Source organism: Paenibacillus sp. FSL P4-0081 (genome assembly GCF_000758565.1).
Lineage (GTDB): Bacteria > Bacillota > Bacilli > Paenibacillales > Paenibacillaceae > Paenibacillus_AQ > Paenibacillus_AQ phytohabitans.
Window position 1 is genome coordinate 6,543,782 of record NZ_CP009280.1, and the last position, 13,650, is coordinate 6,557,431.

General features: G+C 56.3%; 11 protein-coding genes. All 11 read right to left on the bottom strand.

What is annotated here, in order from left to right; genetic code table 11:
• Positions 1 to 15 precede the first annotated feature (15 nt).
• The gene (locus P40081_RS27940) at positions 16 to 987 is read right to left on the bottom strand and encodes a PhoH family protein (protein WP_039304117.1); all 972 of its coding nucleotides are present in this window, start codon (positions 985 to 987) and stop codon (positions 16 to 18) included.
• 15 nt (positions 988 to 1,002) lie between these two features.
• A complete protein-coding gene (yqfD, locus tag P40081_RS27945) occupies positions 1,003 to 2,184 on the bottom strand; it encodes a sporulation protein YqfD (RefSeq protein WP_042139432.1) in 1,182 nt (393 codons plus the stop codon).
• Positions 2,181 to 2,474: a sporulation protein YqfC gene (yqfC, locus tag P40081_RS27950; protein WP_039304110.1), complete on the bottom strand. Its 294-nt coding sequence runs from the start codon at positions 2,472 to 2,474 to the stop codon at positions 2,181 to 2,183. The genes yqfD and yqfC overlap by 4 nt, the downstream gene beginning before the upstream one ends.
• 263 nt (positions 2,475 to 2,737) lie before the next feature.
• Positions 2,738 to 3,352 (bottom strand): hypothetical protein, encoded by a 615-nt coding sequence (locus P40081_RS27955; RefSeq protein ID WP_042139433.1) that lies wholly within the window; start codon positions 3,350 to 3,352, stop codon positions 2,738 to 2,740.
• Positions 3,353 to 3,368: 16 nt separating this feature from the next.
• Positions 3,369 to 4,370, bottom strand: coding sequence for a flotillin-like protein FloA (gene floA / locus P40081_RS27960; protein ID WP_039310446.1), 1,002 nt, complete (start codon positions 4,368 to 4,370; stop codon positions 3,369 to 3,371).
• Between the two features lie 87 nt (positions 4,371 to 4,457).
• Positions 4,458 to 5,798 (bottom strand): NfeD family protein, encoded by a 1,341-nt coding sequence (locus P40081_RS27965; RefSeq protein WP_063779841.1) that lies wholly within the window; start codon positions 5,796 to 5,798, stop codon positions 4,458 to 4,460.
• A 390-nt stretch (positions 5,799 to 6,188) separates the two neighbouring features.
• On the bottom strand, positions 6,189 to 6,632 hold the full coding sequence (locus P40081_RS27970; RefSeq protein WP_039310385.1) for a GatB/YqeY domain-containing protein: 444 nt from the start codon (positions 6,630 to 6,632) through the stop codon (positions 6,189 to 6,191).
• Positions 6,633 to 6,647: 15 nt separating this feature from the next.
• Positions 6,648 to 6,821: a 30S ribosomal protein S21 gene (rpsU, locus tag P40081_RS27975; RefSeq protein ID WP_005547957.1), complete on the bottom strand. Its 174-nt coding sequence runs from the start codon at positions 6,819 to 6,821 to the stop codon at positions 6,648 to 6,650.
• Between the two features lie 138 nt (positions 6,822 to 6,959).
• A complete protein-coding gene (locus P40081_RS27980) occupies positions 6,960 to 7,319 on the bottom strand; it encodes a histidine triad nucleotide-binding protein (RefSeq protein WP_042139435.1) in 360 nt (119 codons plus the stop codon).
• 607 nt (positions 7,320 to 7,926) lie between these two features.
• The gene (locus P40081_RS27985) at positions 7,927 to 11,679 is read right to left on the bottom strand and encodes an AAA family ATPase (RefSeq protein WP_042139436.1); all 3,753 of its coding nucleotides are present in this window, start codon (positions 11,677 to 11,679) and stop codon (positions 7,927 to 7,929) included.
• Positions 11,676 to 12,863 (bottom strand): exonuclease SbcCD subunit D, encoded by a 1,188-nt coding sequence (locus P40081_RS27990; RefSeq protein ID WP_042139437.1) that lies wholly within the window; start codon positions 12,861 to 12,863, stop codon positions 11,676 to 11,678. Before P40081_RS27990 ends, P40081_RS27985 begins: the two co-directional genes overlap by 4 nt.
• Between the last annotated feature and the right edge of the window lie 787 nt (positions 12,864 to 13,650).

Genomic DNA, 13,650 nt, shown 5'->3' on the forward strand with positions numbered 1-13,650 from the left:
AGACAATCCCCTTTTTTATTGGAGGTTTTCGGCAGAGCGGTCATAGGCAACGATAATTTTCTGCACCAGGGAATGCCGGACTACGTCCTGTTCTGCAAAATAGACAAAGCCGAGCTCCTCAATACCGGATAATATCGCTTTGGCTTCTATCAGCCCTGACTTCTTGCCGCGCGGCAGATCAATCTGGGTAACATCGCCCGTAATGACCATCTTGGAGCCGAAGCCCAGCCGGGTGAGGAACATTTTCATTTGTTCTGGTGTCGTATTCTGGGCCTCGTCGAGGATAATAAAAGCGTCCTCCAGCGTACGCCCGCGCATATAGGCAAGCGGCGCAATCTCGATCAGCCCGCGCTCCAGCGCCTTGGCTACCTGATCAGGACCCATAACGTCGTATAGGGCGTCGTAGAGCGGCCGCAGATACGGATCTACCTTCTCCTGCAAATCACCGGGAAGGAAGCCCAGGTTCTCGCCTGCCTCCACTGCCGGACGCGTCAGCACGATGCGCTTGACGGAGCCTTCCTTAAGCGCCGTTACCGCAAGCACAACGGCAAGATAAGTCTTGCCTGTCCCCGCCGGCCCGATGCCAAAGACGATATCACGCTTTTTGATGGTTGTCACATAATGTTTCTGGCCAATCGTTTTGACGCGGATGGGTTTACCGCGGAAAGTTGTTGTAATTTCACCTTTGAACAGGTCAAGCAGCTGATCGGCACGGAAATCCTTCGCCAGTTCTACGGCGTACTGCACATCGCGTTCACTTAGTATGTAACCGCCCCGCACCAGGGACAGCAGCACGTTGAACAGCTGGCCCAGCATGTCCACTTCACGCTCAGCGCCGCGTATGGTAACTTCAGCTTCGCGCGAGTCGATGACCGCCGGAATTTCTTTCTCGATAATTTTCAGGAATCCGTCCTGCGGGCCGAACAGGGATTGAGCTTCTCCCGCATTTTGCAAAGATATACGAATGCTTGCAGTCTGTTCTGACAAGTAGCCTCATTCTCCTCAATTGTTTACTATCGGAAGTTCTTCCGCGATTCTCTCTTCCACCTCAAACAGCACTTTCATATAAACTTTACCATTCTCTTTCTTCTCATGCAAAATTTTTTGACTTTTGATGACGCTGTCAGCACCGTAACGCGCGAAAATATCACTTTTGGCCCGCGTCAGGCCTTCCTCCCGCGCGGCCTCCGGAGTCAGCATTTCAGCGGTATATTTAATCTCCAGCTCCTTCTCGGTCATCATGCCCAGCGGCAGCTTAAAGGACCGCCAGGACAGCATATCGGGCTCCGTAAGCGTGCGTGACTTCTCAAAGCCGGAATCCCCGTACCCCCACAGCTGCACCGCCCATTTGCCAAGAACGAGATACGTGCGGTCTTTGCGTTCTCCTGTATAGGAACTGCCCGTTCTTTTGAGGGGCACCTCAAGATTATATTCATGCCATACCAGGCCTTTAACATCGCCTTTGGCTACTACAAACTCTGTATTCTCCTCGTCCCCCAGCGCTCCGGAGATGAGGATGTCCCCTTTTTTGACGCGGGAGTTGCGGCTCACCACAGGTCTGCCCTGCTCTGCATAGATTTCAGTGACAACCGCATCCGTCCTGCTGATCAGATGGCGCTGGCTGAGTAGCGGCTTAGTCTCCGGGCGGTCGGCTTCGACAACCTGGATCGTAATGCTCGTCCCCGTCCGGTGAAACCCTGCCCACGTCAGCCCCGGAACAAGGGTGGTCAGCTCCCTGGAGAGCTTGTCCGACTCTTCCATCCGCCAAATCCACTGAAAAGGGTACACCCCCTCCTTGCGTGCGGCTTCGAGAATGTCCTCGGTAGGAATGCGGGTATTCCCTTCAACCTTAATGCTCCACACCATAGAGGACAGCAGCAGCAGCCCCACACCGAAGATCAGCAGTCCTGCGGCAAAAAACTTCCGCTTCCACAAGCGGGCCGCCCGGAAAGGAATTCCGTTACGGGCCGTAACATGCATGCGGCAGCCTGTCTTCTTAAGGAGCGGACGGAGTCTGAAAAAATCATCCAGCAGCAGGTTCAGCGAAGCGCCGTCCCCGGCAGGCCTCACATCCCAGATGACGATGCCTACTCCGGTTACAGCGTTGATAAAGGTCTCCACCTGCGGTCCCGTCACATGCAGTGTAACGAACCCCCGCAGCGATGACAGAGGCGGCTCTTTCATGGATTCTCCCCACTTTCCTTATACCTGATTTCACCGATAATACCTTCAACGGCAAGCTCCTGGCCCAGAATATTGCGGATGACCAGCCCTTCACCGGAAATCTCCAGATATCCCTTGGCCAACGCCAGCCTGAGCTGCTCCGATGAGAAATGCAGCACGCCGCGGTGGTTCTCAATATACAATTCCTTATTGCCGATCAGGGTGATCCGGGGCATCTCCTGCAGCACATCCTGCGGAAGATCCAGTACCCCGTTTGTCCATCCCCGCAGCCTGCGGCCAATACGGGTCATATATAGACGCTCCCCCTTCCTGCCTTCTGTACACCTTATGCGGGAGGGCGTTTGTTTATGAGAAGAACTCACATCATTTGTACCGGGAGGCTCCTGCGGCTCCATCAGTCAGGCAGTGGTATATGCAGCGGATTCTGCAGGATAAGTCCACGGGATAACACGGCAAAAAGCCCGGATCTGCTCCTCTTAAGGAGCAAATTCGAGCTTTCAGGCAAAGCAAAGAGGTAACCGCAGTGCAAAGCAGCCGCTCTTCTGCCGGGGGTTCAGCCTTCCTTGCGGACAGAGGCATGCGGCTGCCGGGAACGGGGCGGTCCCAGAATCTCCGCCCACATCAGGCCGCTGCGCAGCGCCTCACGGTCCTGCACCAGCGGATGTTGCCCTGTACCCGCCTGAGACGGACTGGCGCCCTCTCCGGCAGTCATTGTGCCTGTGGAAGGCACTGCAGCCGCCATGCCGTCAAAAGCCGCCTGCAGCCGCTCCAGCTCCCGCTGCATGCGTTCTGTCCGCGCCTGCACACCGTCCATATCGCCGGTCTGCTCCATGGACATCCCTTCGCCTGTCTCATAGTCAGGCGAAGGCAGCTCTGGCCGCTCCGGCCACGCCGGCGAAGCATCGTACTCCCTCTCTTCCGGCGCGGGATCAGGCCGGCCCGAATTCCCCAGGCGCCCCCCGGGCTCCGGAAATCCGCTGCCCGGACGTTCAGGGCGCCCGCTATCCGCTGTCCGGGCGGGAGCACGGGGGCGGCGCAGCGGACCGCCTTCGCCCCCGCCGCCAAAGGTAGGCATGCCGCCGCGCGGGGCGGACTTGCCTTTATTTTTGTTCCAGTTACTGATGACCGCGATCACCGCAATGACCACGATGTAGAGTATGCTGCTCATGGGAAATCACATCCCTTTATTTGTGGGGCGGACGGCTGCTGTCGTCCCCGTCGTTTAATTTACCGAGGGAGCCGCGCATCTGCGTGTCGGCCTCAATATTTTTGAGGTTCATGTAGTCCATTACACCAAGCTTGCCGGAGCGCAGCGCTTCGGCCATCGCAAGCGGTACCTGGGATTCGGCTTCAACCACCAGCGCCTTCATCTCCACCACCCGGGCCTTCATCTCCTGCTCGTGGGCGACAGCCATGGCTCTGCGTTCCTCCGCTTTGGCCTGGGCGATGCGCTTATCCGCCTCCGCCTGCTCGGTTTGGAGGTACGCGCCAATATTCTTCCCAACATCAATATCCGCAATATCTATAGACAGAATCTCAAAAGCGGTACCAGAGTCCAGACCCTTGGACAACACCGTCCGCGAGATGGAATCGGGATTCTCCAGCACATCCTTGTGCGAATCACTCGAACCTACTGTGGTTACGATCCCCTCACCGACACGGGCAATAATCGTTTCTTCACCGGCGCCGCCGACGAGACGGTCGATATTGGCCCGGACGGTTACCCGCGCTTTAACCTTGACCTCAATCCCGTTCTTGGCCACAGCCGCAACAATCGGAGTTTCAATGACCCGCGGGTTAACGCTCATCTGAACCGCCAGCAGCACATCGCGTCCGGCCAGATCGATGGCTGCAGCACGGGTGAATTCCAGCGGAATATCCGCTCTCTGTGCCGCTATCAGCGCATTCACTACCCGGTCTACATTCCCTCCGGCAAGGTAGTGGCTCTCCAGCTGGTTGATATTCAGGCCCAGCCCTGCCTTGGTAGCCTTAATCAGCGGATTGACAATCCGGCTTGGTGTTACCCGGCGCAGCCGCATCGCTACCAGCGTAATAATGCTGATTCGAACGCCCGATGCCCAGGCCGAAACCCACAGCATGACCGGGAAGAAGCTGAAGAAGACGCTTAGTACAATGATCACGACAACCGCGATCAACAAAAAAGTAATCATAGATGCTTCCATCATACGCTTTACAACCTCCGTTATTTTTTGGGATTAACCTTATTTCCATACAGTATTACACGCTGCTGCCTGCTCATAACAGAGGTACAGCTATTTCACGGATTCCTTCACAACCACCCGGCCGCCTTCGACCTTTACCACCGAAATAGCGGTTTGCGCGCCGATGAATCCGCCCTCTGTCACCACATCAATCCGCTCGCCGCCAATAGCGGCAGTTCCGGCCGGACGCAGCGGAGTTACGCTGATTCCGGAAGCTCCGATCAAACTCAGCTTCTCCGTCACAGGCACAAACCCCTGCTCTTTGGTGAGGCTATCCTGGAGAATGAACCGGTTCCAGATCCCCCGCTCCTTGAAGACCACAGCCACAATCACAATCACCACTGCCGCTGCCGAAAAAGCAATGCCCAGACTGAACATCGCATGCGTAAAGCTGTAAGCAGCTCTTACAACACCAGCCACAAGGCTGACAGAGCCCAGCAGCCCCAGAATACCAAAGCTTGGCACAAACAGCTCGAGCACCAGCATTACGAGTCCCAGAATGAACAGCAGCAACGTCTCCGCCCCGGCGAAGCCAGCCACATAGTTCCCGAAGAAATAGAGAGCAAATGCCAGCGTCCCGATAATTCCGGGCACCCCAAAGCCGGGTACCAGCAGTTCAATGAACACCCCGGCGATGCCGACGAAGAGCAGAATCGTCATAATAACCGGATTCGTCAGAAAATGCGACATTTTCTCCGCACCGGTATGCTCTACGCGAAAAATGTCATCTGTAGAATAACCCAGCCAAGTAATGGCCTCATTGGCTGTACCCGCAATACGGTCGGCATAACCTGCCTGGAGCGCTTCCTCACTGCTCAGAGCGATGATTTCCCCCTGCCCCTTGGCCACGCCAAGTTCTGGCTTGTTCACCACCAGGTTGATATCCATCATCCCTGCAGCCACTTCCGGATCACGCCCGTTCAGCGATGCGGCTCCTACCATCTTGGATTTCCAGTAGGATACCATTTTTGCGTCTTCCACGCTATTGCCATTCCTGTCTACCAGTGAAGCGGCACCGATCATACTGCCCGGCTTCATGATAATGGCGCCAGCATTAAGCGCTATGTAACTGCCGGCGGAAGCGGCGTCGCCTTTGATGTAGGCCGCGGTAGGAATTTTGCTGTCCCTGACCATATTTCCGATTTGTTCAGCTGAATCCACCCGGCCGCCCGGTGTGTCAATCTCCAGCACAATCAGAACCGCGCCGTAATTGGCAGCCTCCTGAAATCCGCGTTCCAGAAAGCTCTGCAATCCGCGCTCAATCTCCTGATCCACCGGAATGATAAACACAGGACCGCCCACAACTGTACCCGCAGCCGCAGCCGGCGCGCGAACCGCTTCATTATCTGCATGGACCCTGCCCGCTAACGGCAGAATCAGCAGAATCATCATCGCGGCTATACAGGACAAGACCCCTATGCGTAACTTTTTCAAGCTTGCTGCCTCCCCTCTGCACGATTTAAAACCACCTGCATCCTTATCATATAATAAAACGCAGCATATAATCCTTAGTACGCCAGTTTCTGCACAGGCGTTTCAACAGTGGATAAAGTGTATCTATTAAGATCATCTTCACTGATGGATTGCAAAACTGTTTTGAGGAGGGAATACGGGAAGCTAGAGGTTAATAGAAAGGTTTAGAGAGGTTTATGTTGATAGAGGTAATAAAGAAGCTGATATTTTCATTATGTAAACTGCCTCATTCGAAGCTATTACTACTTGGAGTCCGCAACACTCCACATAACGAAAAACACCCCTAATTAAAGGGGTGCTAGCGTTATATTATTGCAGAAATTGCTGAACCGCCTGGTTCACGAGTTTACCATCGGCGCGACCTTTGACCTTAGGCATCAGTGCGCTCATCACCTTACCCATTTCACTTTTCGAAGAAGCACCGGTTTCCTGGATGGTCTGCTGTACAATTACTTTAATTTCTTCTTCGGAAAGCTGTTCAGGAAGATATTGAATGATAATCTCGATTTCTGCCTTAGTACTCGCGGCAAGCTCTTCGCGACCCGCTGCTTCAAATTCTTGGAGGGCATCTTTGCGCTGTTTGATTTCACGACTAAGGATATCAAGCACTTCGTTGTCGTCTAATGTTCTCTTCAAATCTATTTCAAGATACTTTATTGTAGAACGAACCATTCGAATGGTGGAGAGTCTGAACTTGTCCTTACTCTTCATCGCTTGCTTCATATCTTCGTTTAATCGTTCGCTAAGATTCATGCGTGGGTAATCCTCCTAAAACTTTCTCTTACGAGCAGCCTCAGACTTCTTCTTGCGCTTTACGCTTGGCTTCTCATAATGCTTGCGTTTCTTCACCTCAGCCAAGACACCATCTTTAGCAATGGAACGTTTAAAGCGACGAAGTGCAGCATCAATTGTCTCGTTTTTGCGAACTTTCGTTTCAGACACCAGTTTTCCCTCCCTCCGACCAGACCGTCCAAGAGCATAACAACACGGTTCATCAAATTTCATTATAGGTCAAACCTAAATAAGGTGTCAACCTTCGTGTTATTATTTTTTAGCCGGTCTGTTTTATTGAATTCCTGATTATGCGTGGGAAGCAGAATTCCCGACGAGGGCGCCGAGTTTGGCTCCGCCCAGCAGATGATAATGCAGATGAGGCACCGCTTGTCCGCTGTCCGGTCCGCAGTTGTTAATCAGCCGGTATCCGGAATCAGCGATTCCCAGTTCTACCGCAATTTGCTGCGCCACAGCATGGATCTCGCCGATCAGCGGCAGATCCTCAGGCGTGACATCATTCATCGAAGCGATGAACTTCTTCGGGATGATCAGCACATGCACAGGGGCTGCAGGCTCAATATCGTAGAACGCCAGAATCCGCTCATTTTCGAATACTTTGCTCGCCGGGATCGAACCTTCGATAATTTTGCTGAACACAGTTTCCATACAACGCTTCCTCCCCAAAATTTGTGATGCAGAAGCTTGCGTCCGGCACTTTCCGCGGTAAAATCTGTAGCACCGGCAGTCCTTATATTGTAAAAACAGGCGTATTCACGGCCGTTTCCACTTCATAAAAATCCACCGCTCACAGGGGCTTGCCCTGTAATCATTAGCTCAGCTTTTGGCCGGCGGGGCGCATTAGCCTGAATCTGTTGGTTATTCCGGCCTGATCCGCTTCGCGACAAATATAGTTTATGGCTCTAATCATACAGGAAATTAAACGATAACGAAAGGTGGAGTCCAAGCATAAAGGCTGCCTCAGGGAGAAGAAAATGAAACAAGGACAAGGAGGACAAGGCTGTATTATAACAGGCAGCATCATCCTGGTGCGGTGGAGCGAGGATGTAAAGCATAGAAATTTTCATTCAAAAAAAGACAAAAAAAAGAAACACCCTTCACAGCTCATATGAGCTGCTTCGGCGGCGGACGTATGAGAAGGAACAAATTCCCTGTCATACGTCCGCCGAGGTGTTTCAAATGATGTCGGCTTAGCTGTATTATAACAGGGGGTTGAAGGTGTATCTGTGATCGTTGTCACATTCAACCCCGTCTTTCACATTTTTTCCAAAAGAATGGTTGAACCCCCGCCGCCCTGTTCTGCAGGAACTACAATCAGCTTGCGCGGCAGACGGGCACGAAGCTCGGGAACATGGCTGATGATGCCTACGGACAGCTGGTCATTGTGCAATCTTTCCAGTGAGGTTATCACGGTATCGAGCAGATCCGGGTCCAATGTACCGAAGCCCTCATCCAGGAAAAAGAATTGCAGCGGGTATTGTCCGCGCAGCTGAATCTGGGCTGACAGGGCTAATGCCAGGGCAAGGGAGGTCAGGAAAGTCTCTCCGCCGGAAAGCGTGGAGACCGGCCGCTTCATACCGCCGTTCCCGTCATCACGGATGACAAAACCTCCGCCGGAGTCCACTTCCAGTGCATAACGCTGCTTGCTCAGGAAACGCAGGCGCTGTGAGGCAGCCTGACATACCTGCATCAGCTGTTCTTCCGCTATATATTCCACAAAGGCGTTGCCGCGCAGCACCGTCTGCAGCTTGGACAAGCGCTCCTGCATAGCAGCATGTCCTGCCCGCTGGCCTTCAAGCTCCATCCAGCGGATATGCCGCTGCTGCAGATCCTCCAGATCACGCTCCGCACGTGCGCGGGCCTGAAGTGAACTCTCATCCTCTTCCCTGCACTTCTGCAGTGACTCCTGGCTCTCCTGCCACTCCTCACCGCTAAGCACAGCACCATCCAGCTTCTCCTCTATGCTCCGCAGCTGCAATGCACACTCGGCTTCCTCCTCGCGGTGAGCCCGCACCCGTTCAGCCGCCTGTGCCCGCTCAGAGGTCTCCAGCGACGCAGCTTCAACCTCAGCGGCTGAAGTAAATGCCGAAGACTGCAGCGCCTCCTTCCACTGGGAGTCGGCTGCCGTATAATGCTCATGGGCAGACTCTGCCGCCTGACGGGCAACCGCTGCTTCCCGGGTCTGCTGCTGGGCGTTGTCCGCCGCCTGGCGGTGCTCCTGCCGGCTGCGTTCAAGCGCAGTCTGAAGCTCCAGCAGCCTGCGCTCGCATTCCGCCAGCAGCGCCGCCGGCGGACGTCCGCCGGTCCATTCCCGGAGCAGCTGCTCTTTGTCACGCGCGAGAGCTTCTTTGCCTTCAAGCTGGGCGTCCCACTGCGCGAGCTCCTTGTCGAGTCCGGCCAGCTGCTCCTGCAGCGTCTGTACAGCTAGACTCTTCTCGTCCAGGAACTTGACGCTGATCTCCAGCCGGCTGCGGATCTCCTCGGCCCGCTCATCCTTGGCGAGCAGCTCCTGATAGGCTTTCTCCGCCTCCTCAGGCGCAAGCTCCGGAAAGAGCCCGTTCCATTCTTCCCTAAGCTTATTCGCTGAGGCAGCAAGTTCCTCCGCCTTGGCAGCCAGTCCCTGCACCCAGGTCTGCTCGGCTTCGGCACCGGCCGTTTCCTTGTGATACAGCTGCTCCAGCTCCTGCATGGAACGCTGCCAGTCTGCGGCTGCACGCCGCAATTCTCCGGACCGTGCCTTCAGCGAGGACAGCCGGGCATTCAAACCGGATAATGCTGCTTCATCCGGGATGTCTGCGGCTGCAAGAGATGCAGCGGACGCAGGGGCTCCGAGGGAGTCAAGGGCAGCAGAGGACTCAAGAGCTGCGAGAGAGCCGCCGGCAGCAGTGGACTCAAGAGCTGCGTGAGAGTCGCGGGCGGCTGAGGACTCGAGAGCTGCAAGAGAGCCGCTGGCAGCAGTGGACTCAAGAGCTGCGTGAGAGCCGCGGGCGGCTGAGGACTCGAGAGCTGCAAGAGAGTCGCAGGCAGCAGTGGACTCAAGAGCTGCGTGAGAGCCGCGGGCGGCTGAGGACTCGAGAGCTGCAAGAGAGTCGCAGGCGGCTGAGGACTCGAGAGCTGCGTGAGAGCCGCGGGCGGCTGAGGACTCGAGAGCTGCAAGAGAGCCGCCGGCAGCAGTGGCAGCAGACTGCTCCATCGCCTCTTCGGACGCTGCTCCGCCCAGCTGGGCAAGCCATGATCCGTCCTGCTCCAGCAGGCTGCGGAACAAATGGCGCGTCTCCAGCGCCTGCCGGGCCAGAACGCGGACATGGCGGAGCCGTTGGTCCAGCTCTTCATGTTCCCCCTGCTCCTGATTAAGCGCAGGGGAGGGATGGTGCTGGCTGCCGCACACCGGGCAGGGCACACCCTCCTGGAGTTCACGGGCGAGCGCCAGCGAGAGCCTGTGGACCTCCTGCTCCTTCAGCGCAGCTTCAAGCGCGCTGGTGTGCTGCTCCAGGCGGCCGGCCGCGGCTCCCGCTGCACCTTCGGCCGCAAGCAGCTCTTCCTGGTGCAGGGCAGCGGCGGCAAGCAGCTCCCCGCGCCCTGCACCAAGCGCCTGCCGCTGCGAAGAAGCAGCGGCCAGCCGCGCCTGCGCCGCAGCGAGCACCGCTGCGCGCTCGCGGTGCTCGCGGGCTGCCGACTCCCGCTGGAGCTCGGCAGAACGCAGCCCTTGCAGTCTCTGCATGGCTTCCTGCAGAGACTGCCGCTCCTGGGAGCGGACCGCGAGCGGCTGCAGGCTCTGCTGCAGCTCGTGCTGTTTCTTTTGGCCACGGGCCAAAAGCTCACGCTCCCGGGCCAGGCTCTCCCGCCCGGCGGCCAGGCCCCGGGCGGCTTCGTCCTGGCGCGCCAGCAGCGCCGCGCGCTCCCGGCGCAGCCCGCCGAGCTCGGCTTCCAGCTCGAGCGCGCGGCGGAACAGGCCCTCCTCCTGCCGGAGGGCCGGCTCCCCGGCGGTAAGCGCGGCCTGTGCCGCTGCTTCCGCCTCCGCCTTTACCGCCGCCTCCTGACCGGCGGCGGAGGCCAGAGCCTCCAGGCCCTCCGCGCGGGCATGGCGGCTCTTCCAGGCCTCTTCCGCGCTGCGCCAGGCCTTCAGCGCGGGCAGCCTTTTCTCGGCATCGTCAGCCTTGCCGAGCTTCTGCTCCAGGAGGAGAATCTGCTCCTCCTGGGCTTGTAGAGCCTGCCGCTGCTGCCCCCGGCGGGCTTGCTCCTCCTGCAGCTCGCGGATGCGGGCGAAGCGCTCTGCGCGCGCCGCGGCTTCCGTGAGCCGCTTGCGGCATTCCTCCGCATGCCGGACTGCCTCCTGCACCCGGACAGCTGCCGCTTCCACGTCTGCCTTGCCCGCGCTGCCCAGTCCCTGCTGCTCGGCCTCCAGCGCGCGCAGTGCCGCCTCGTTCTCTTTGACGCGGCGGCTAAGCTTAAGGGCCAGCCCGTCCCCGTATTGCTCCAGATGAAACAGCCGCTGAAGCATCTGCCTGCGGTCTACACCGCGCAGGGACAGGAACTCGGCGAATTTGCCCTGCGGCAGCACCACCGCCCGGGTGAAGTCATCCATCTTCAGCCCGATATGCTCTTCCACACAGCGGGTAACATCCGCAAGCTTATCGGCCATCACAACATCGCCGTCATCCTTGACCTCGATGAACCGGCTGATCGTATTACTGACCGATTGCTCACCGGTCCGTTTAAATTTGCGTTCCACCCGGTAACGGCGCGCTCCGGAAGAAGAGGTCAGCTCGAAGGTGAAGGCTACACTGAGCTGGTCCTCAGAATGGTTCATAATGCCTTGAGTCCCGTTCACTGCGCGCTCCACTTTCCCGTACATTGCCAGCGTGACCGCATCCAGAAGACTGGATTTGCCGCTGCCCGTCGGACCAAAGATCCCGAACAGCCCGGTCTCGGTAAGACTGGTAAAATCTATTTCCTGCTGCTCTCTATAGCTTTGCAGTCCGGATAGTTTCAGTAGTATCGGCTTCACTTAAGCATCTCCTCCCCATCCGCAGATTCCTGCCTTTCTTCTTCAGCCAGCTCCAGGAACAGCTCAATCAGGCTGTCATCCGGTTCCGCACCGCCCGTCTGGCGCTGGTAGAACTTGCGGAACAATTCCTGCACAGGCATGCGTGAACGTGCCATCTCTTCCAGCTCCTGCTCCATCTGCGGATAAACCGGACGGATATGTACAATGCCTTCCCGAGACTTGCGCAGCCGCTGGATATCGTTCATCGACATCGCTTCCGTCAGACGTAGCTCCAGATCGATGAAGGCCCCCGCATCCCTGCCTTCATCCAGCCAGCTGTAGACCTCCTGCAATCCGCCGGTTGACTTCCAATTAACCAGCGGACGGCCGCAGCTCAGATAGATTTCTTCGAAGACCGGCTCCCCGCCGGGCGCAACGTCTATCAGAGCTACAGATTTTGCCTGACCCGCCTCTGAGAAGCTGTAGGCGAGCGGCGATCCGCTGTAGCGGATCATGCCGTCGCCCTTGACCCGCTGGGCCCGGTGCAGATGCCCGAGTGCCGTATACTGTGCACCGCAGGAGAGCGCCGAAGGATCTACGGTATAGGCACCGCCAACCTGGATCGGGCGTTCAGAGTCGCTCTCCACCCCGCCCAGTACATAAATATGGCTCATCGCCAGATTGACGGTCTGCGGTGAGAACTCCCGGCCGAGCAGATTCATCAGCCTGCCGACTCGTGCGCTGTAAGCCAGCCGCAGCTCAGCCTCTCCGCCGTCACCGGCGAGCAGCTCGCCAAGCCGGGCTTCAGAGGGGTAAGGGAGCGCAGCGATTTTGGCAATCTCACCGGTCCTTGCAGCATGCACCGTCACCGGCTCTGAGGTCGGCATCCCCACCAGTGTAATCCCCTGTCTGCGGACAAGCGGAGACACGGAAGCTACACGCTCCGGCTGATCATGATTGCCCGAAATGACAACCAGCGGCCTGCCGCCTGCCGTCAGTCTGGCTGCAGCCTCGTAGAACAGCTGCTCCGCCGCAGCCGGAGGATTGACCGAATCATAGACATCTCCCGCCATCAGAATCAGATCCGCCCCGGAGGAATCTGCAATCCCCACCAGTTCATCCACGAACTGCTCCTGCTCCTTCTGACGGCTTCTGCCCTCCAGCGTCCGCCCCAGATGCCAGTCTCCCGTGTGCAATATGCGCATTTCCGCCCTCTTTTCCCCGCCTGTCTGCGGCAATCATAGATTTATATATAGATGTTTGGATTTCCTGCTGCTGTAGCCAGAGCAAAATTTTGATAATCTTCCATATGTGTTGACCATCCGCGTATTTTGTTGAAATCCTGCACGAAATACAACATTTTCCTCATAATATCGATCCTAATCCAGAATTGTTGTATAAAAGGCAGCATTTCTGCTTCTCAAAGCGGATTAGAAGGATAATTCTTGTATTTCGTACAACAATCTTTCGAATAGCTATGAATATAAGAATTCAAGTTGTATAACGTACAACATTTGCTCCTGTGCAGCGTAAACGTAAGGCTTTCATTTCTTTTCTGCCACTAACAAATCAGATATAAAGATCAAAAGATTCCGAGTGACAGAATAGCGGTGGCCGGTTACTTGTTTGTTTACAGTCTAAGCGCTGTCTATATAGTAACTCTTCGTCAGTCTATCAGCTCAAACTATATCGTGACTCCAGAGAATACTTCGCCCTCCGGCCGCTGCCCGTCTGCAGATTTCTTGAAATATTTCGCTGTTCACGGTGGAAATCCGCAGACAATGGCAGACGCTGACGCTCCTATATTCCAAAATGGTTCCGCGCCACATTCCCCTGTCTATATACTTTCATGTTCAACCTATATATGTTAAATCTCTAAGTCTATGAGAATCCTTAGCCTCTTGTCTAATAGCATCCTAAGTCTCTTAGACTGTTAGCATAGTTAGCACTCTTAACACTCTTAGCACTCTTAGCACTCTTAGCCTCTTAGCA